Raw genomic sequence first — 18,521 nt, forward strand, 5'->3', positions numbered from 1 at the left:
ACGCAGATGCGCTAAGCATCAAGACGTGTAGAGCGCTGCGCCAGCCAGGTCGTCATTTTGGGCCAGAACGTATTGGCTGTTTTCTGGTTGGACATCAGGCCCAGATGACCACCCGGAATCAGAGTAAACGTCTTATCCTGGCTACTTGTCAATTCTATCAAAGGCTTAGCTGACTGTTCTGTGACAATCTGATCGGTTTGGCCGGCACCGACCAACAGCGAGCAGCTGATATTCTTAAGGTCAACAGTAAGACCATTTAAGGTGATTGAACCTTGTTTTAAAGGATTTTGCAGCCACAGATGTAAGACCATGTCCTGATTAATCCCGCCCGGATAATCAATCATCTTATTCAGAAAATTTCCCATGGTGGCATGTTCATAGACATTTTCGACATGATCCAGATTCAGCAAAAACTGCTTCTGGCTTTTTAGCCAGCCGATCGGATCCAGTAATTTAAAGCCCAAGGCATTCACAATGCCGGGCGTATGAATATATTGCTTTGGAATATGACCCTGATGAATGGCCTGTTGCAGATTTTTATTTTTAGAAATCAGTTTATTGGTGGTCGAAAACAGTTTGCCGACCCGTCCTGATGCATAACTGTCGATGGGGCTGCCAACGACCATCAAATTTTTGACATGTTCAGGCGAATGCAAGGCGGTATAAAGCGTGACAAATACCCCAGCCATACTCCAGCCGTGTAGGGAAATGAACTGACTGTCCGAATGCTTGCAGATGGTTTCAATAGATTGAGGAATGGCTGCATCAATAAAAGACAAAAAGTTTAAATGACGATGCTTAAAGTTAAAACGTTTCCATTCCACCAGATAGACATCAAAACCGCTATGCTGAAAATGTTTGACCAGCGAACGATAGGGATACAGATCATAGATATCCATATTGATGGCGAGAGGGGCGACAAATACCAGCGGCTCCCTATATTTCTTCTCGGGTGAGGCGTAATAGCGAATCTTGCAAAACTCGGTGCTGGCAATATATTCAAAAGGCGTTTTTTGCGACAGAATCAGAGAGGAGGCATTAAACATCCGGGCACTGAAATGTTTCAATTTTTTTTGCTGGCGCTGAAAGTTTTGTTTTAACTGAATCATGTAAATAAAATATCCGTATCCGGGGAAGGATTGATCGAAGTCTAAGCAATAATTGCTTATTATGCCTTGACCTGAAATAGCATAGGCGCTCAAAATGTTGGCAATTTTTTACAAAAGGCAGCCTTAGGGCTGAGGTAGAGCGATGAGCCAGCAAGACGATATTTCATATCAATTAGAAACTTTAGCCATCCGTACAGGTCATACCCGTAGCTTTGAGGGTGAGCATGCTGAACCCATTTTTCTAACATCGTCATTTGTTTATGAAAATGCCGCCGAAGCTGCTGCGAAATTTTCAGGTCAGGAACCGGGCAATATCTATTCTCGCTTTACCAACCCAACCGTTGCCATGTTTGAAAAACGTCTGGCGGCACTCGAAGGTGCAGAGCGCGCCGTTGCTACCAGTTCAGGTATGGCTGCCATTATGGCAGTGACCATGGCTTTTTTGAAAGCAGGTGATCACGTCATCTGCTCACGTGCAGTCTTTGGTTCGACTGTTTCGCTATTTGAAAAATATGTCGCAAAATTTGGGGTTAGTGTCGATTTTGTAGATTTGACCGATCTTGATGCATGGAAAAATGCCATCCAGCCTGAAACCAGATTACTGTTTGTTGAATCTCCATCAAACCCGCTTGCAGAAGTGGCTGACATTCAGGCACTGGCTGATATTGCCCATGCCAATGATGCTTTACTGGCAATTGACAATAGTTTCTGTACACCAGTGTTACAACAACCCCTCAAATTTGGTGCAGACCTGGTGGTGTATTCTGCGACTAAATATCTGGATGGTCAGGGCCGTGCCTTAGGTGGAGCTGTGGTTGGAAACCATAAACTGCTGGAAGAAATCTTTGGTTATGTGCGTACCACAGGTCCTTCAATGAGTCCGTTTAATGCATGGGTATTCCTGAAAGGCTTGGAAACGTTACGTTTACGTATGCGTGAGCATTCAGCAAGTGCGCAGCAACTGGCTGAATTTCTGGATCAGCATCCAAAGGTAGAGAAGGTTTATTATGCCGGTCTGCCTGCGCATATCGGTCATGCGCTGGCAGTGAAACAGCAGACGGGTTTTGGTGGCATTGTGTCTTTTGAGGTGAAAGGCGGTCGTGAAGCCGCTTGGACAGTCATTGACAATACCCGGTTTATCTCGATCACCGGTAACCTGGGGGATGCGAAATCAACCATTACCCATCCGGCAACCACCACACACGGTAAATTATCGCCTGAAGCCAAAGAAGCAGCAGGTATTCGCGAAGGTTTAATTCGTGTTTCTGTTGGTTTAGAAGAGATTGGTGATATTATTCGTGATATTACTCGTGGTTTAGATCTTATCTAATTTTATAAATTTATGTTCGGAGATATTTATGAACATTAATATGTTGATGCAGCAAGCTCAGCGCATGCAAAAAGAAGTTGAAAACAATGTAAAAAAAGCCAAAGAAGAGCTGGCACAAACTGAAGTGCATGCCGAAGCGGGCGGTGGTTTGGTCAAAGTCACCATGACTTGCCGCAATGTGGTGAAGCGTATCGAAATCAACCCTGAATTACTTCAGGATGATCCAGACATGATCGAAGATCTGATTGCTGCTGCAATGAATGATGCTGCGCGTCAGGCAGAATTGGTCTCTGATGAAAGAATGAAAGCAGCAAACTCGGGTATGGGTTTACCACCGGGTCTGGCAGGTATGTTCTAAGGAAGAATGCGCAATGTTTAGTGATCGTTTTGATCAACTGGTTCAAGCATTACGCATTTTGCCAAGCGTTGGGCCGAAATCGGCTCAACGTATGGCATTGCATATGATCATGAAAAATCGTGAAGGTGCAATTGGTCTGGCGCATGCGTTGACTGAGGCGACCAACTACATTCATGAATGCTCAGTCTGTCATTCATTGACTGAAGATGAAGTGTGCAATATCTGTACGTCGCTAGATCGTGATGATGAATTGCTCTGTGTGGTGGAATCACCTGCAGATGTTATGGCGATTGAGCAAAGTGGCAGCTTTAGAGGGAAATACCATGTACTGGGCGGGCATTTGTCACCGCTCGATGGGATTGGTCCTGAAGAAATTGGCATTCCGTATTTGTTGCACCGTTTGGCCAATGGTCAGGTGAAGGAAGTCATTCTCGCTACTAATGCGACGGTAGAAGGTCAGGCCACGGCACATTATCTGGTGGAAGCCAGCAAGCATTTGCCGATCCAGATGACTCGAATTGCCCAAGGTGTACCACAGGGTGGTGAACTGGAATATGTCGATAGTCATACCTTGAGTCAGGCCGTACATAACCGGATGCGCATGAAGTAAGATAGACTTAAAAATCTTGTTAGTTTTAATATAAAAAAGATATTATTTAAAATCCAGAGCCTAATAAATAAGGGGTATTTTTGCTAGATAGAGCAGAATTAGCGTTATTTTTTATACAAAAATTCTATAGATCAGTTAATATGGATCTATCGAGAATCTAATTTTAGACTCAGTCTTTATGTTTCAATTTATTCAACATCAAAACGATTTATACCCTGTGCTGAACCTGATGGATCAGAGTTCTGTTTACGGGCTGGATACCGAATTTATCAAGGTCGATACTTTGTGGCCGAAACTGGGTGTGTTTCAGATCAATGTAGACAACAAGGTCTATTTGCTGGATGGAACCACCCTGGATCTGACTGAGTTCTTCAATAAAGTTTTTAACGCCCAGCAGAATATTTTTCATGCTTGTAGCGAAGATATAGATCTGCTTTATCACTATACCCAAAAGAAATCACTGACCAATGTGTTTGATACCCAGGTCGGTATGTCTTTTCTGGGGCATGGTCTGCAAGTCAGCTATCAGAATGCGCTCAAACAGATGCTGGAAGTCGATATCGAAAAAGACCAGACCCGTTCTAACTGGCTGGCACGTCCTTTAAGTTCAGAACAATTACTTTATGCGGCCAATGATGTGCATTATCTGGTCAAGCTGTCTGACAAAATCAAACAAGAGCTGGATACGAAATACCTACTGGATTTTGCCTTGCAAGACTGTCGTTTCTTGACTCAGGAAATTGGTGAAGATACACCAACGGCCTTGTTATATCAGGATGTGGGGAATTATCGCCATTCACGCCGTCAGCTGATGCAATTACAGCAATTGATGGTCTGGCGCGATCAGATTGCCAAAGCACTGAATCAGCCACGTAGTTTTATCTTAAAGAATGTCAGTATGATTGATCTGGTCGAGAAGTTCCCGCGCAATAACTTCCAGTTGAGTCAAGTCAAAGATATCCGTTCAAATGTGGTTCGTGAACATGGTAAAACTATTTTAGATTTATTGAAATTCTTGCCGGAACCGGAAAGCTGGCCGTTACGTCTGGCGCGTCCAATCCGTCATTCCTCCAAAGATATCGGCGAAAAGATCGATAACATCATTCAAAATGTAGTCGATGAAACTTCAATTCCAAAAGAAGTGCTGATGCGTAAAAAATGGCTGAATGCCTTGTATCAGCATGTGGTCTTTCAGAAGGATGAGCAGGATCTGCCGGATTATCTGCTGGGCTGGCGCTATGAACTGTTAACCCAGCCACTGATTCAGGTGCTGCATCAGGATGAATCTTATTTATCGACCCAGATGAAAGTCAGCGAGTGATCGCTTGCAGGATTGGTTAAAGATAGAGCAATTATACAAAATCACGACTGATGCATGAGACGTGGCTAATGTTTCTGTCTTTTTTTTGATGTATCCTTGCGGATGTTTTTCCAGAAAAGTCGTTTGAAACATGCAAGTGTCTATCTACAAATCCAGCAAAAAAAGTGAAATGTATCTGTATGTGGCGCGTCCTGCGGATGAAAGCGAAGCTGAAACATTCGAGCCACTCAGCGTATTGTCTGAGCCCGTACAAGCCGCATTTGGACGTGCGACTTTTGTCATGCATCTTGAACTGAGCGAATCGCGTAAACTGGCACGTGCCAATGTATTGCATGTGATGGATTCTATTGCTACACGTGGTTTCTTTTTGCAAATGCCGCCAGAAGGCTTGATTGATCCGAATGCAGTCGCTCCAGAAGGATTGCGTGGCGCTTAATGTTAATTCAGGAGTTGTGAAATGAATGGTTATGTTGCTGTCTTAGACTCAATTCCTGAACAGAGCATTGCTGTTGCGGTTTATCTGCTGGGCAGCCTGATTGCTTTATGGTGCTGGTATGGCGTAACCAAGCGACTGCCTAAGCCGCTAGGTGGTTTTTTGTGGATTTTAGGCTTTGCCATTCTATTGACACCGACGGTATCCGAGGGGCCGAATGCCTCTATCGCACCTGCAATCTTTGGCTTGCTGTTTGGTGTGTTGACCAAAGAGCAAGCTCTGATTTGGATTAATGCGTCACTTATTTTATTTGTCATTGGGATTGGATCTGTGATTGGCTATTGCTGGTCGACCTATGTGTCGAACAAGGGCAATCTTCGTGTTCACAAGAAAAGTTCACCGTTGTAAGTAAAAAAATAAGGTTAAATCATGTCTGCTGATCATCAACAATTTTCAGGTACAGCTCAGTACATTGCGACTGACAGTTTAAAGTTGGCGGTTAAAGCTGCCCGTAGTTTACAAAAGCCGTTATTGGTCAAAGGTGAGCCTGGTACAGGGAAAACTTTATTGGCTGAGCAGGTAGCAGAAAGCCTGGGCCTAAAACTGATCACCTGGCATATCAAGTCCACCACCAAAGCACAGCAAGGCCTGTATGAATACGATGCGGTGTCGCGCCTGCGTGATAGTCAGCTTGGTGATGACCGTGTCTATGACATCAAGAACTACATCAAGCCGGGTAAACTGTGGGAAGCATTTACCAGCGAAGAACGTTGTGTCTTGCTGATTGATGAAATTGATAAGGCAGATATCGAGTTTCCGAATGACTTGCTACATGAACTCGATAAAATGTCGTTCTATGTGTACGAGACCGGGGAAACCATTACCGCAACCCAGCGTCCAATCGTCATCATTACCTCAAATAATGAAAAAGAATTGCCCGATGCATTCCTGCGCCGTTGTTTCTTCCACTATATCGAATTTCCGGATGAAGCGACCATGCGCGAAATCATCGATGTACATTTCGAGAATATCTCTGCCACATTGGTCAATGAAGCCTTGCAGGTTTTCTTTAAATTGCGCCAGATTCCGGGCTTAAAGAAACCCCCATCAACGTCTGAGCTGATTGACTGGCTCAGCCTGCTTATGGCTGACGACATGCCGGAAGATATTTTGCGCAATACCGATAAATCCAAAGCGATTCCACCCTTGTACGGCGCCTTGATCAAAAATGAGCAAGATGTACAGTTGCTTGAACGTCTAGCCTTTATGTCACGTCGTTAAGGGAGAAACACGCATGTTTGTGCGACTGTTTTATACCTTACGCAAATACGGTGTACCGGTATCGACCCGCGAATTGATTGACCTGAATCAGGCAGTTGCTGCAGGTCTGGTCTTTGCCGATCAGGACGAGTTCTATCAGCTGGCCAAAACTGTAATGGTTAAGGATGAGCGCTATTTCGACAAATTCGATCGCGCCATGAAAGACTATTTTGATGGTATTCAGAGCTTTGATATTGATGAACTGCTGAATCAGGTGCATAAGCTGCCCAAAGACTGGTTCGATCTTGAACTGCTTGAAAAGCATTTGACTCCTGAACAGCGCGAAGAGCTGAAAAAAGCCGGATCATTAGAAGAACTGATGAAAATGCTGGAAGAGCGCTTGCGCGAACAGCATAAAAAACATCAGGGTGGCAACAAGATGATTGGTACCGGCGGCACTTCGCCTTTCGGTGCTTATGGCGATCATCCGGAAGGGGTGCGTATTGGTGGACCGGGACGGAAACGCTCTGCGGTAAAAGTCTGGGAGCAGCGTCAATATCGCAACCTCGATGATGAGCAGATTCTGGGAAGTCGCCAGATGCAAATGGCACTGCGCCGTTTGCGTAAATTCGCGCGTCAAGGAGCAGCCGAAGAGCTGGATATCGATGGCACGATTCGTGAAACCGCCAAGCAGGGTATTTTAGACATACAGCTGGTGCCTGAACGCCGTAACCGCATTAAAGTCTTGATGCTGTTTGATGTCGGCGGTTCGATGGACTCGCATATTGCCCAGTGTGAAAAGCTGTTTAGCGCAGCCAAAACCGAATTTAAAACCCTGGACTATTTTTATTTCCATAACTGCCTGTATGACTATGTCTGGAAAGACAATATCCGCCGTTCCAGCTCGCGCATGAATACCTGGGATTTATTCAATACCTATGGCCGTGATTACCGGGTGATTGTGGTTGGTGATGCCAGTATGGCGCCTTATGAAATCACCTCGGTCGGTGGTTCGGTTGAATATATGAATGATGAAGCAGGACAGGTCTGGTTGCAGCGTCTACGTCAGCATTTTGATAAAACCGCATGGCTCAATCCCGAAGAAGAAAATTATTGGCATTACACGCATAGCATTGGTTTGATTAAGCAAATCTTTGAGAACCATATGTTTCCAATGACCTTAAAAGGCATAGAGGATATGACCAAATATTTGGCACGTTAATTCCATTTTTCTATCAGTGACTTTATCTATTGTTATTAGTGCTTTAATGAAAATCGCTTTAAGATGAAGTCACAATTTCTATTTTAAATCCAGTTTTCAGGGATCGCTATGGATCATCAAATTAATGGTATTGCATTACCGAATGAAGCAGGTTTCTTTGGTAATTATGGCGGTCAGTTCATTCCGCCTGATCTTAAACAGGCGATGGATGATATTAATGTTGCATATCAGGAAATTCGCCATACTCCGGAATTTCAAAACGAGCTGAAAGACTTGTTTGCCCACTATGTCGGTCGCCCGAGTCCACTATTTCATGCCAAACGTCTGTCTGAAAAATTGGGCGGCGCACAGATTTACTTAAAACGTGAAGATCTGAACCATACCGGTGCACACAAGATCAATCACTGTCTCGGTGAAGCTTTGCTGGCCAAATACATGGGCAAAACCAAAGTCATTGCAGAAACGGGTGCGGGGCAGCATGGAGTAGCATTGGCAACGGCCTGTGCCTTGGTTGGTATTCCCTGTGAAATTCATATGGGCCAGGTGGATATCGAAAAAGAACATCCAAATGTCGTGAAAATGAAGATTCTGGGTGCTAAGCTGATTTCCGTTACGCGTGGAACGGCAACGTTGAAAGATGCAGTTGACAGTGCCTTCGAAGAATATTTAAAAGATCCAAAAAACTTTATCTATGCGATTGGTTCAGTGGTCGGTCCACATCCATTTCCAAAGATGGTGCGTGATTTCCAGTCCATTATTGGTGATGAAATCAAGGTTCAAACCAATGAGCGTTTTGGTGCAAATCCTGACTATGTCGTTGCCTGTGTGGGTGGTGGTTCAAATGCAGTGGGTGCATTTACCGCGTTTTTAAATGAACCGGAAGTAAAGCTGGTGGGCGTAGAGCCGGGAGGTCATGGCCTGGACACCGATATGCATTCGGCGACCTTAACACTGGGTAAACCAAGTCAATTGCATGGTATGGCCTGCTATGTGCTGGAAGATGAGCAGGGTGAACCTTTACCGGTACATTCGATTGCTTCTGGCCTGGATTATCCTGGTGTGGGGCCGCAACATAGTCTGCTTAAGGATTTGGGCCGGGTCGAGTACACCACCGCCACCGATCAGGAATGTCTGGATGCTTTCATGACCTTGTCGCGTGTAGAAGGTATTGTGCCGGCTTTAGAAAGTTCACATGCAGTGGCCTGGGCAATTCGTGAAGCAGGCAAATTGCCAAAAGAAGTCAAGATCGTGGTCAATCTTTCTGGTCGTGGTGATAAAGACTCGGATTATGTGGCAGAAAAATTAGGTCTAAACTGATTTTATCCAAAACACGAGTATAAAAAATCCCGGTTATATACCGGGATTTTTTATACATTCAATCGAAGCTTGATCTTCAGTTATTTAAATGCGCTTCAAATATTGGAGAGAAAGCCAGAGATGCTTTTAACCTGAAATATACTGCTGCAGCTGTTCAATGAGTTTGCGTTGATCATCCATTGCTGCCTTGACCAGATCTCCGATTGAAATCAAACCGATCAGTTTTTCATTCTCCACTACTGGTAAGTGCCGCAGGTGACGTTCAGTCATCAGCGATAAACAGTCTTCTACGGTGGTAGATGTGGTTACGGTAATCACTTTAGAGGTCATGATCTCGTTAACCGTGGTGTCGAATGAGGTTCTTTGCATCAGGGCAATTTTACGGGTGTAATCTCGCTCTGACAGAATACCGACTACATTGTCTTCATGGGTTACCACAAGCGCCCCGATTCCTTTGTCGGCCATCAAGGTGATGGCTTCTAGAACTGTAGAATCTGGACGGATGGTATAAATAGCTTGATGCATTTTTTCATTGAGCACCTGTGCCACATTGGTCATGCTTAATCATCCTTACTGGTCAATTTATTATTAATCCTAGAGTATGCATTCAACCTGAACATCTCTAAGTGTTTAGGTTTTAGTCTTTATAAATAACATGTTATTTAAGCAATGTGCAGTCTTTGTTCAGAAAAAAATAGATGACGCATTTGTGCAGCAGTCAGTTTGAGTCTGGTGCCATTGGTATTACACAGGGCTGGCGTAACATTCAGTCGTGACAGGGTCGGCAATAATGCATTTTCAAAATCTTCAGAGTTGATTTTACGCGGGATATAATCCGGCCAATGCTGCTTGGCGTAGTTTTTGGCATCCAGTGGATTCAGCCAAAAGGGAAAAATACAGTCTTCCTGATCGCGCATCATGGCCCAGCCTTGATGATATGCGCCCCATAGCTCGCCACAATTCCTTAGGGATTTCAGCATGGTGATCTTGAAAAGAGACTCTTTACAGATCGGATCAATTTGAATAATTTTTCGTGGTTTCATTAGAATAAAGTGCAATTAAGTGTCTGGCTCTATTCTAGGAACTTTGTATGAAATTACTGTTTCAGCTTTGCAAGATTTCGTAAGAGAATATGTATTTATTGCTATTTATCGAAAAAAGAGCGGAAAAAAACGCCACCTAGGTGACGTTTCATCATGCTTGCAGGGTGGCCATGTTTTGCCAGTACTGCGCTTTGAGTGAATCCCGTTCTACACGGAAACCTTGATAATAAAGTTCTGCTAAAAAAAGCGCTGCTTTACCATGACCTGCACGAGCTGCATCTTCAAGCTGTTTTACCGCATCCACAAAGTTCATTTGGGATTGGATGGTATTCACGGCATCTGCATACAGATGTTCCAGATCGTGTTGAGAGAGTTGTTGTATCATATAAAAACTCCTTAATTTTAATTATGATTACAGGACAGACTAATCAGTCTAAATACAAATATAACTTAGTATTGTTAAACTAATATTACAAAATAATGGAAAAGTCAACTATTCGATTTTATTCGTTTACTTTAGTTATAGTTTACATGACTAAACTATACACACTTATAAATATTATTAAGATAAATTGTAAATAGAGATCAAACAATAAGGAGAAAGCCATGATGACAAGAACTTTAGATGGTGTGAACTTTGATATGCCACCAACTGCTGGGCAAATCCTGGAACTTGCACATTTGCATCGCAAAAAACTGGATGACGCTATATTTAGTAAATATACGCATCTGGGTAATTATGGGCTGGCACAACGTAAAGAGGTGTATGACTTTACCCGTGCTCTGGATGTCAATCAGCGTGAGCAGTTCTATAAACTCTATAATGGCGAGTTGGTTCGAATTGCAGATGAAGATCGCCTGCATCCCCCTGAAGCAGAAGCGGGGTTAAGTAAATTTGCTGTTGCACTGGTATTGGTGATTGTAGCATTGGTGCTGTATTCAACTATTCTGAGCAGAATGATGAGCTAATCCGCAGAGTCGTGGGTTTTAGCCCTGCTAAATATGGCGCTACTGACTTGAACTTATATAAACCTAACCATACACTACCTTTAACTTGAGGTAGTGTATGTCTATAGATACAGAAAAGTTAATTCAATGGTTCAGCAGAATCAAGCTGGAACAGATTTATAATATTGTTGTCATTTTTATGGTTGTGGTAATTTTATTTTTAGCCGCATTGGCTCTCTATCGTCCGCTTAGCATCTCTCAAATCACCCAGATTCGGCAACTTTCTGAACAGCAAAATTTGCCCCAAACTCAGGATCTGGCACTGGCTCTGTTAGAGCAGCAGCACATCCGTCGTGGGCAGTATCTTAAATTGATGCAGGCTTATCAGCAGGAGTCTTTGCGGGCGCGTCAGCTGCCACCGCTCTCGGTGGAGATGCCTTAGGCACAGGGTTTGCTGGCAAATTGAAATTGGCATCCATTAAATTCTGCTCCAAACGCATTTTCAAGGCATCTTTATCCAGTTCTTTATTGACCACGACCAGCGTTAGGCGGTCTGGATGTAAATGTTTGCGTATTGCATTTTGCACATCCTTTGCGCTAATTCTGGCTAGACGTTCCGGATAACTGGATAAATAATCATTTTGCTCACTATAAAAGCCCATATTGCCTAACTGGGCATTAATGGTGGCATTGCTGCTGTAATTGTTAGGGAAGGCGCGCAGCATGCCTGCTTTGGTTTCTTCCAGACGTTGAGTGTCAATCGGTTGGCTGACAAAATTGATAAATGCCTGATGTGCAATCTGAATACTCTCTAGTAGCTGATCCTGCCGTGTAGAATATTTAAAGCTGAATACTCCGGGTGCCTGACTAAAGCTGAATGAGCTATAAGCGCCGTAGCTAAAACCACGTTTGACCCGCAGTTCCTGCATCAGTACCGCATTAAATCCACTCCCGCCAAACATGCGGTTGGCGACTTCTAGGGCCAGTCGGTCTTCAGTAAAGCGTGATGGCCCTATATGTCCAAAGGTGATATGCGCCTGAGACGAGTTATAAGGTAAATGCACCACTTCAAAACCATATTTAATTTCAGGCGGTGGTAATGCAGCTGCTTTTTGACCTTGAGTTAAATTGCCGGCAATCCGTTCTGACAGTTCCAGCGCCTGTTTGGGGCTGAGTTTACCGGTAATAGCAATATTCATATTTTGCGCCACCAGAAACTGATCACGGAATTGTTTTAATAATTCGGCATTAATTTTCTTGGTACTGCCTTGGGTGCCACTAATTGGCTCTGCATAAGGATGCTGACCATATAGAGTACGATAAAAACGAATATCCATCAGCCGGCTTGGATTTTCCTGTAATTGCTTTTGTCCCACTTGGGTATTGCTTAAAGCCAGATTAATACTGGCGGGTTTAAATGACGCATTCTTTAGAACTTCCATCATCATTCCGAGTGCCGGTTCCAATTTATTTGGATCTGAAAGCGTACGCAGCCGAACCACAAACATGTCCCGATAGGCCTGTACGCTAAATTGTGCTCCAGTCTGGTCAAAAATTGCCGCGACCTGATTCGCACTATATCTGTCTGTGCCTTCACGCATCAACTTGGCTGCCATACTGGACAGGCCATAGAGTCCTTTAGTAATTTCCTGATCACGCGCCGAGCCGGCATTAAAAGTCAGCTGGATATCCACCATTGGAAGATCTTGGGTTTCAACAAATAGCGTACGTACCTGATAGCGATTGTTCAGGTCGTGAATATACGGTGCCTGAAATTCACGCTGCGGATTGAGATTTTTCAGGCTTTGCAACAGAGGGATAGACTGTAACTGACTCGGATTATCGTTTTGATCGGGTTGAGGATCCAGATAATTTTCTGCATGAACAGCAGAAGTAAAACTTAAAATAAAAATAAGTAAAAAAGGACGAAGATGATGACGCATTGCAATCCCCATTATTGGGCTTTTTGTTCAGGTGAGAGATAAAGTGTGCTGAGATTGTCTCGGACGAAATAGGCATTGGCGACACGCTGGATATCCTGAACACTAACACTTTCAAAATGTTTGGGTAGTTCATCCATCAGCCGATAACTCAGTCCATTGACTTCCAGATTGCCAATCATTTTGGCCTGGCCGGCAATATCATCCTGACTATAAATCAAACTGGAGATAAAGCGGGTGCTGATACGATCTACTTCCTGCTGGGTCATGGCGGTGGTTTTGAGTACATCCACTTCATCCTGAATCGCTTGTTGTGCCTCTTGCAAAGATACGCCTGACGCAGGTAAGGCAGAAATGCCAAACAGGCTGTCACCACGATTATAAGGATCATAAGAAACGCTGACAGAGGTCAGAATTTTACGATCACGCACCAGACGGTCTTGCAGGCGTGAAGAAATGCCGCTGTCCAAAAGACTGCGAATAATGGTCAAGGCATACGCATCTTGTGGGTTTTTGGCAGTGCCGAGGGATTTCACATTCCAGGTCATGTACAGATTGGGCACCTGAACATTACTGTTAATTTCCATATGCCGATAGCCTAAGCGCTCAAACTCCAGCACATCATTACGTGGCGGTGTTGGACGCGCAGGGATATCTCCAAAATATTTTTGCACTTGCGCTAAAGCCGCTTCCGATTCCACATTTCCAACAATTACCAGAATGGCATTATTGGGGCTATACCAATCCCGATACCATTTTTTGATATCATTTAACTGAATATTATTTAGAGTTTTCATATGTCCAATCACCGGTTGGCGATAATGGCTGGTCGGATAACTGATCCATTTAAAGCGTTCAAATGCCTGAGCGCGCGGGTTGTCATCGGTACGCTGGCGCCGTTCTTCCATCACCACTTTAATTTCTGGCGCAAAGTCCTGCTGCCGCAGTAATAAATTGCTCATGCGGTCAGATTCAAGTTCCAGTGCCATGGGGAAATAGGCTTTAGGATAGAGCTGATAATAATTGGTGTAATTGGTAAAGGTGGCGGCGTTGATGCTGCCGCCATAAATCCGGCTCAGACGGGTAAATTCGTCATTTGGAACTTTATGCGTACCTTTGAACATCATATGTTCAAGTGCATGCGATACCCCCAGAATATTGCCAGATTCATCACTGCTGCCGACTTTATACCAGATCTGGGTCATCACCATGGGCGCACGATGGTCTTCCCGAATAATGACTTTTAATCCATTGCTTAAAGTCGTTTCAAAAGTGGTGCGTGATAATTCACTGCGAGTCTGGGCTTGGGCCTGATTAATACTTAATCCCAGCAATAGGACACCAAGTGGATAAAGCGTTTGTTTAATCATTCTGGAAAAAGAGGAGACAGTCAAAAAGGTGGCGGACACTAGATCTCCCAAAAATAGGCATTTGTATTTAGGGTTATTTTTAATAAATGCGGAGATGAAAGCAACCAAGAGCTGTAGCTTTTTGGTATGTTTGTCCAGCATTTGCATTGCTAGCTGCAAAGCAGGCAAGTTATGGTAGAATCTGGGTTTTTAACGCAATGCTTTTCAAGGATTCGGCATGCAACAGCAATCTAATGGGCAAAACAAATTTTTGATTGATGCTGATATCGGAGATGATGATGTCACATTACCGAGCTTACCTGCGGTCAATGTGCCTATCGTAGAAACGCCAAGCGAAGCAGCTGTAGTTTCTGCACCTGTCGTAACAGAAACTGAAAATGAAGATTCTGCGGCGAAAGGTGGCTTCTTTAGCCGTATGAAAGAGGGTTTAACCAAAACCCGTAAAAACCTTGCCGATGGGATGGTCAATATCCTGATCGGTGGTAAAGAAATTGATGATGAATTATTAGAAGAAGTCGAAGAGCAGCTGCTGGTGGCCGATATTGGTGTGGAAGCCACCAAGACCATCATTGCTAACCTGACCGAGCGTACCGAACGTGGTGACTTGATCTACTCGCATTCACTGTATAAGGCGCTTCAGGAAGAACTGGTGGCTTTATTGGCACCCCGGGTAAAACCGCTACACATTGATCCGAATAAATCGCCTTATGTGATTTTAGTGGTCGGTGTAAATGGTGTAGGTAAAACCACCACGATTGGCAAACTAGCCAAACGTCTGCAAGGTGAAGGCAAGACTGTCATGCTGGCGGCAGGTGATACTTTCCGTGCAGCTGCAACGGAGCAGCTACAGATCTGGGGTGAGCGTAATAATATTGCGGTCGTGGCTCAAGGCAATGGTGCAGACTCGGCTTCAGTCATTTTCGATGCTTTTGAAAGTGCGCGTGCCAAAGGCGTAGATGTATTAATTGCTGATACAGCTGGTCGTTTGCATAACAAAGGTCATTTGATGCAAGAGTTGACCAAAGTAAAACGTGTCATGCAGAAAATTGATGCGACTGCACCACATGAAGTGATGTTGGTTGTCGATGCCGGAACAGGTCAGAATGCCATTAACCAGGTCGAAATGTTTGATGAGGCGGTAGGCCTAACCGGTTTGACCATTACCAAACTCGATGGGACTGCCAAAGGTGGCGTACTGTTTAATATTGCCAGTCGTACTCATGTGCCGATTCGCTTTATTGGTGTGGGTGAGAAAATTGATGACTTGCGTCCTTTCTCTGCCAAATCTTTTGTTGCTGCATTGTTTGAAACTGAAAATAAATAATGCGTGATAATTCACACAAACTCCGCTAAGTGCGGAGTTTGTTGTTTTTGAGGGGTTTGAATGCTTTAAAAATCAGCTAGAAAATATGAACCAGATCTATCTACCGTAATAAAGCCATTATACTTGTATGGGATTATTCGAGCTGTTTTAGCTGGGTTTTGTGGGGGGAAGAAATGGCATTGCTAAATAAAATTGGTCAGGTATTAACAAGTGATATAACCAAGGACTTTAAATTTTCGAAAAAAAACAAATCCGATGATGATTTGAAACTGACTTTTGTTGATCAGTTGAAAAAGCGCCGTAGTATTTATGAACTTGGCAAGCGCGTACATTATAGTCAGGCGTATCTGAGTGAAATGCTTCAGGCAGCAGTCCGCAGTTGTCCTTCAGCCTATAATTCCCAAAGTACGCGGATTGTAGTGTTATTTGCGGATTCTCATTATAAGTTTTGGGAGCTTGTCAAACAGGTTCAACGCCAGCATGTGCCCACACATATTTACGAAGGTGCAGAGATCAAGTTGAATCAGTGTGCCGCGGCATATGGCACGATTTTATTTTACGAAGATCAAGCCGTGATTCAGCAACTACAAAAGAAAATGCCACTCAATGCAGAAGATTTCCCGATCTGGTCTGAACAGACATCAGGAATGGCGCAATTTGCCGTATGGACTGCATTGGCAGATTCGGGTTTAGGTGCATCTTTACAGCATTATAATCCGCAGATCGACACTTTAGTCGCCGAGCATTTTGACATTGAAAAGAGCTGGTTGTTACGTGCCCAACTTTGCTTTGGCTCGATTGAGCAGGCAGCAAAAGAAAAATTAGAACAGCAAGATCAGCACTTTTTTAAAGTATTGAGTTAAAAACCGATGAAGGACGGTATAGCAGCATGGATGCTGCGAATGAAATCTAATACAAATATTCTATTCAGATCTAAGTCTGATTGTTCTATAAATAAAACACATTGTTATGGGAATGCACCTGTTTTAAGTGCTCAAAACACGTAGTATGACTTTATCAGTTTTTAATAATCAAAATACATAGAGGTGAATTTATGGCATTTTTAGATCAAATCAAACAGCGCCGAAGCATTTATACCATTGGGAAAAATGTGAGCCTGGAGCAGGCTGAAATTGAAAATCTCATTAAAGATGCAGTTAAACACAGCCCATCATCTTTTAACTCGCAAACTTCTCGTGTGGTAATTTTATTTGGTCAATCACATGATACTTTCTGGCATATTGTGCGTGAAACCTTGCGTGATCTTGTTTCGACAGATGCATTTGAAGCAACCAATAATAAAATTAATGGTTTTGCAGCAGGTTATGGCACCGCATTGTTTTATGAAGACCAGAATGTGGTGAAATCGATGCAAGAACAGTTTGCACTCTATGCCGATAACTTTCCGGTCTGGTCAGAGCATTCTTCAGCCATTGCGCAGTTTGCAACCTGGACGGCTTTGGCAGAGAAGAATATCGGTGCCTCGTTGCAGCATTACAATCCAATTATTGATGAAGAAGTTGCACAAACTTTTGAAGTCCCATCGCACTGGAAGCTTCGCGCACAATTAGTTTTTGGTTCTATTGAAGCACCCGCAGGCGAAAAAACCTTTATGGATGATGCGGAGCGTTTTAAAACCTTTGCATAAATCGGGTTTCAGCTAAAAAGAAGTACTTTTGTGCTTCTTTTTTTATTTGTACTGGCTAATAGCAGATAATTTAAAATTGCCAGTAAAATAGGTGCTAAAAGTTCAGGTGAAATAAGAGAAGTTTTTGTCATAAAATTGTCATTTCGACGCGGCATAGTGCAGCTCAACTTTAATAATTAACTTGAAATGAGTAGATGATATGGATTTTCGTATTGCGGCAACTGTAGGGGCACTGTTGTTTAGTACCTCGGTTTTTTCAGCGGTGACTATTACAGTACCTGAAGAAATTAAGATCGTTGCGGTAAATAATCAGGAAATAAAATCAAATCTATTACGTTCTAATTCAACTTATAAACTGGATGCTGGAATGAATAATATCAGCGTCCGCTATAATGAGTTTTTTCAGCACTCTGATAATTCACATGACATTTTAAAGTCGGGAGTGCTTACTGTAAAAACTCCAGAGCTTAAAGATGGTGAAACCTATCGTTTAGCGTTAATTAATGCACCTCAGAATTTTGACGAAGCTAAAAAGTACCAGGATCAGCCCATCATTGGCTTATATGATGCAAAAAATCAGCTGCTTGTTCAGCAAGCGGGCGCTAAAGATGCAGCGAGAACATGGTTTGCAAATAATGTATTGACCAAAACAGTCGAGATGAGTAGCAAGTCAGCAACATCACTTAATCAACCAGCACCTGTATATGCTCAGGCAGCTAGTGTAGCTACGGTCGCCACCCCTCAAACTCAATTCGTCGGGCAGAATGATCAACAACTCATTCAATTATGGCAAAAGGCATCCAAAGCTGAACGTCAAAAATTTATGACTTGGTTGGCTGAACAGACGAATTAAAAGATCAAGTATAAAGGATCAAATGGTATTGATGCTTTTTTAATAGGGTAGAGCGCAGAGATTAATATTTGGTTATACTTTTAATGCAAAAAATCTGGAAAATTTCTCAAAAAGGCTAAAAATAACATTTTAGATTAAAAAATAAACGTACACGTCACTTTTTTGAATCTTTTTGAGAAAAGCCCTTGCGCTTGTTTCTAAAGTGTATAGAATACGCTGCATCAAGGCGATACAGCAAAACGAACTTAGCTGATTAAGTTAGGTTGTTGTGTGAGTTGCCTAGTAACTTGTTTCTGACGAAGAGCAAGAAGATCATTAAGAGATTATGAAGAACAACTTGTGTGGATTTTTACTGGTTGATCGATCGAAATTATTTTCATTGATTGATGGTAGAAATGACTCGAAGTTTATTTGAGAAATATTTGTCAGAAAATT

Annotated in this window: 21 protein-coding genes; 15 read left to right on the forward strand and 6 right to left on the reverse strand. The window is 43.1% G+C overall.

Features of this window, described 5'->3' with window-relative positions:
* Window positions 1-11: 11 nt before the first annotated feature.
* Window positions 12-1,109, reverse strand: coding sequence for an alpha/beta fold hydrolase (locus FTU90_RS13485; protein WP_180072849.1), 1,098 nt, complete (start codon window positions 1,107-1,109; stop codon window positions 12-14).
* A gap of 142 nt (window positions 1,110-1,251) precedes the next feature.
* On the opposite strand from FTU90_RS13485, the gene FTU90_RS13490 reads away from it, so the two are divergent.
* The 9 genes from FTU90_RS13490 (at window position 1,252) to trpB (ending at window position 8,960) form a co-directional block, all read left to right on the forward strand.
* Window positions 1,252-2,439, forward strand: a complete 1,188-nt coding sequence (locus tag FTU90_RS13490) for an O-succinylhomoserine sulfhydrylase (RefSeq protein ID WP_100329570.1) — start codon at window positions 1,252-1,254, stop codon at window positions 2,437-2,439.
* A 28-nt stretch (window positions 2,440-2,467) separates the two neighbouring features.
* A complete protein-coding gene (locus tag FTU90_RS13495) occupies window positions 2,468-2,797 on the forward strand; it encodes a YbaB/EbfC family nucleoid-associated protein (protein ID WP_004731251.1) in 330 nt (109 codons plus the stop codon).
* Window positions 2,798-2,810: 13 nt separating this feature from the next.
* Window positions 2,811-3,407, forward strand: coding sequence for a recombination mediator RecR (recR, locus tag FTU90_RS13500; RefSeq protein ID WP_004278698.1), 597 nt, complete (start codon window positions 2,811-2,813; stop codon window positions 3,405-3,407).
* 178 nt (window positions 3,408-3,585) lie between these two features.
* On the forward strand, window positions 3,586-4,728 hold the full coding sequence (locus FTU90_RS13505; RefSeq protein ID WP_074383191.1) for an HRDC domain-containing protein: 1,143 nt from the start codon (window positions 3,586-3,588) through the stop codon (window positions 4,726-4,728).
* Between the two features lie 130 nt (window positions 4,729-4,858).
* A complete protein-coding gene (locus tag FTU90_RS13510) occupies window positions 4,859-5,164 on the forward strand; it encodes a YcgL domain-containing protein (RefSeq protein WP_005097076.1) in 306 nt (101 codons plus the stop codon).
* 21 nt (window positions 5,165-5,185) lie between these two features.
* On the forward strand, window positions 5,186-5,569 hold the full coding sequence (locus FTU90_RS13515; protein ID WP_074383190.1) for a hypothetical protein: 384 nt from the start codon (window positions 5,186-5,188) through the stop codon (window positions 5,567-5,569).
* A 21-nt stretch (window positions 5,570-5,590) separates the two neighbouring features.
* Entirely contained in the window at window positions 5,591-6,442 is an 852-nt protein-coding gene (locus FTU90_RS13520) for a MoxR family ATPase (protein WP_005097074.1), read from the forward strand.
* Window positions 6,443-6,455: 13 nt separating this feature from the next.
* Window positions 6,456-7,643, forward strand: coding sequence for a VWA domain-containing protein (locus FTU90_RS13525; RefSeq protein ID WP_180072851.1), 1,188 nt, complete (start codon window positions 6,456-6,458; stop codon window positions 7,641-7,643).
* Window positions 7,644-7,751: 108 nt separating this feature from the next.
* On the forward strand, window positions 7,752-8,960 hold the full coding sequence (gene trpB / locus FTU90_RS13530) for a tryptophan synthase subunit beta (RefSeq protein WP_180072853.1): 1,209 nt from the start codon (window positions 7,752-7,754) through the stop codon (window positions 8,958-8,960).
* A 126-nt stretch (window positions 8,961-9,086) separates the two neighbouring features.
* Here trpB and FTU90_RS13535 read toward each other — a convergent pair whose 3' ends face one another.
* The 3 genes from FTU90_RS13535 to FTU90_RS13545 all read right to left on the reverse strand — a co-directional run bounded on the left by FTU90_RS13535 (window position 9,087) and on the right by FTU90_RS13545 (window position 10,388).
* Entirely contained in the window at window positions 9,087-9,518 is a 432-nt protein-coding gene (locus tag FTU90_RS13535; RefSeq protein ID WP_005170650.1) for a CBS domain-containing protein, read from the reverse strand.
* Between the two features lie 104 nt (window positions 9,519-9,622).
* The gene (locus tag FTU90_RS13540; protein ID WP_005170652.1) at window positions 9,623-10,003 is read right to left on the reverse strand and encodes a DUF2750 domain-containing protein; all 381 of its coding nucleotides are present in this window, start codon (window positions 10,001-10,003) and stop codon (window positions 9,623-9,625) included.
* A gap of 151 nt (window positions 10,004-10,154) precedes the next feature.
* Window positions 10,155-10,388 carry a hypothetical protein gene (locus FTU90_RS13545; protein ID WP_005097069.1) on the reverse strand — a complete coding sequence of 78 codons (234 nt, stop codon included), beginning with the start codon at window positions 10,386-10,388 and terminating at the stop codon, window positions 10,155-10,157.
* Window positions 10,389-10,612: 224 nt separating this feature from the next.
* Between FTU90_RS13545 and FTU90_RS13550 the strand changes: the two genes are divergently transcribed.
* Window positions 10,613-10,972 carry a hypothetical protein gene (locus FTU90_RS13550; protein ID WP_035337940.1) on the forward strand — a complete coding sequence of 120 codons (360 nt, stop codon included), beginning with the start codon at window positions 10,613-10,615 and terminating at the stop codon, window positions 10,970-10,972.
* 97 nt (window positions 10,973-11,069) lie between these two features.
* Window positions 11,070-11,393 (forward strand): hypothetical protein, encoded by a 324-nt coding sequence (locus FTU90_RS13555; RefSeq protein ID WP_005097067.1) that lies wholly within the window; start codon window positions 11,070-11,072, stop codon window positions 11,391-11,393.
* Here FTU90_RS13555 and FTU90_RS13560 read toward each other — a convergent pair.
* Window positions 11,317-12,894 carry a pitrilysin family protein gene (locus tag FTU90_RS13560; RefSeq protein WP_180072855.1) on the reverse strand — a complete coding sequence of 526 codons (1,578 nt, stop codon included), beginning with the start codon at window positions 12,892-12,894 and terminating at the stop codon, window positions 11,317-11,319. The two genes, FTU90_RS13555 and FTU90_RS13560, sit on opposite strands and share 77 nt — an antisense overlap.
* Before the next feature lie 11 nt (window positions 12,895-12,905).
* A complete protein-coding gene (locus FTU90_RS13565) occupies window positions 12,906-14,300 on the reverse strand; it encodes a pitrilysin family protein (RefSeq protein WP_180072857.1) in 1,395 nt (464 codons plus the stop codon).
* Between the two features lie 178 nt (window positions 14,301-14,478).
* On the opposite strand from FTU90_RS13565, the gene ftsY reads away from it, so the two are divergent.
* The 4 genes from ftsY (at window position 14,479) to FTU90_RS13585 (ending at window position 18,086) form a co-directional block, all read left to right on the forward strand.
* Window positions 14,479-15,585 (forward strand): signal recognition particle-docking protein FtsY, encoded by a 1,107-nt coding sequence (gene ftsY, locus FTU90_RS13570; protein ID WP_005097061.1) that lies wholly within the window; start codon window positions 14,479-14,481, stop codon window positions 15,583-15,585.
* A 173-nt stretch (window positions 15,586-15,758) separates the two neighbouring features.
* Window positions 15,759-16,448: a nitroreductase family protein gene (locus FTU90_RS13575; protein WP_180072859.1), complete on the forward strand. Its 690-nt coding sequence runs from the start codon at window positions 15,759-15,761 to the stop codon at window positions 16,446-16,448.
* A gap of 191 nt (window positions 16,449-16,639) precedes the next feature.
* On the forward strand, window positions 16,640-17,233 hold the full coding sequence (locus FTU90_RS13580; protein ID WP_005097059.1) for a nitroreductase family protein: 594 nt from the start codon (window positions 16,640-16,642) through the stop codon (window positions 17,231-17,233).
* Window positions 17,234-17,432: 199 nt separating this feature from the next.
* A complete protein-coding gene (locus FTU90_RS13585; protein ID WP_180072861.1) occupies window positions 17,433-18,086 on the forward strand; it encodes a DUF2057 domain-containing protein in 654 nt (217 codons plus the stop codon).
* The last annotated feature ends 435 nt before the right edge of the window (window positions 18,087-18,521 follow it).

The organism is Acinetobacter sp. YH12200 (assembly GCF_013418175.1).
GTDB lineage: Bacteria > Pseudomonadota > Gammaproteobacteria > Pseudomonadales > Moraxellaceae > Acinetobacter > Acinetobacter pseudolwoffii.

What these genes read in the sequence shown, in the direction of transcription:
- FTU90_RS13485 (WP_180072849.1), bottom strand. Translation starts at nt 1,109, where the DNA reads ATGATTCAGTTAAAACAAAACTTTCAGCGCCAGCAAAAAAAATTGAAA.
- FTU90_RS13490 (WP_100329570.1), top strand. Translation starts at nt 1,252, where the DNA reads ATGAGCCAGCAAGACGATATTTCATATCAATTAGAAACTTTAGCCATC.
- FTU90_RS13495 (WP_004731251.1), top strand. Translation starts at nt 2,468, where the DNA reads ATGAACATTAATATGTTGATGCAGCAAGCTCAGCGCATGCAAAAAGAA.
- recR (WP_004278698.1), top strand. Translation starts at nt 2,811, where the DNA reads ATGTTTAGTGATCGTTTTGATCAACTGGTTCAAGCATTACGCATTTTG.
- FTU90_RS13505 (WP_074383191.1), top strand. Translation starts at nt 3,586, where the DNA reads ATGTTTCAATTTATTCAACATCAAAACGATTTATACCCTGTGCTGAAC.
- FTU90_RS13510 (WP_005097076.1), top strand. Translation starts at nt 4,859, where the DNA reads ATGCAAGTGTCTATCTACAAATCCAGCAAAAAAAGTGAAATGTATCTG.
- FTU90_RS13515 (WP_074383190.1), top strand. Translation starts at nt 5,186, where the DNA reads ATGAATGGTTATGTTGCTGTCTTAGACTCAATTCCTGAACAGAGCATT.
- FTU90_RS13520 (WP_005097074.1), top strand. Translation starts at nt 5,591, where the DNA reads ATGTCTGCTGATCATCAACAATTTTCAGGTACAGCTCAGTACATTGCG.
- FTU90_RS13525 (WP_180072851.1), top strand. Translation starts at nt 6,456, where the DNA reads ATGTTTGTGCGACTGTTTTATACCTTACGCAAATACGGTGTACCGGTA.
- trpB (WP_180072853.1), top strand. Translation starts at nt 7,752, where the DNA reads ATGGATCATCAAATTAATGGTATTGCATTACCGAATGAAGCAGGTTTC.
- FTU90_RS13535 (WP_005170650.1), bottom strand. Translation starts at nt 9,518, where the DNA reads ATGACCAATGTGGCACAGGTGCTCAATGAAAAAATGCATCAAGCTATT.
- FTU90_RS13540 (WP_005170652.1), bottom strand. Translation starts at nt 10,003, where the DNA reads ATGAAACCACGAAAAATTATTCAAATTGATCCGATCTGTAAAGAGTCT.
- FTU90_RS13545 (WP_005097069.1), bottom strand. Translation starts at nt 10,388, where the DNA reads ATGATACAACAACTCTCTCAACACGATCTGGAACATCTGTATGCAGAT.
- FTU90_RS13550 (WP_035337940.1), top strand. Translation starts at nt 10,613, where the DNA reads ATGACAAGAACTTTAGATGGTGTGAACTTTGATATGCCACCAACTGCT.
- FTU90_RS13555 (WP_005097067.1), top strand. Translation starts at nt 11,070, where the DNA reads ATGTCTATAGATACAGAAAAGTTAATTCAATGGTTCAGCAGAATCAAG.
- FTU90_RS13560 (WP_180072855.1), bottom strand. Translation starts at nt 12,894, where the DNA reads ATGCGTCATCATCTTCGTCCTTTTTTACTTATTTTTATTTTAAGTTTT.
- ftsY (WP_005097061.1), top strand. Translation starts at nt 14,479, where the DNA reads ATGCAACAGCAATCTAATGGGCAAAACAAATTTTTGATTGATGCTGAT.
- FTU90_RS13575 (WP_180072859.1), top strand. Translation starts at nt 15,759, where the DNA reads ATGGCATTGCTAAATAAAATTGGTCAGGTATTAACAAGTGATATAACC.
- FTU90_RS13580 (WP_005097059.1), top strand. Translation starts at nt 16,640, where the DNA reads ATGGCATTTTTAGATCAAATCAAACAGCGCCGAAGCATTTATACCATT.
- FTU90_RS13585 (WP_180072861.1), top strand. Translation starts at nt 17,433, where the DNA reads ATGGATTTTCGTATTGCGGCAACTGTAGGGGCACTGTTGTTTAGTACC.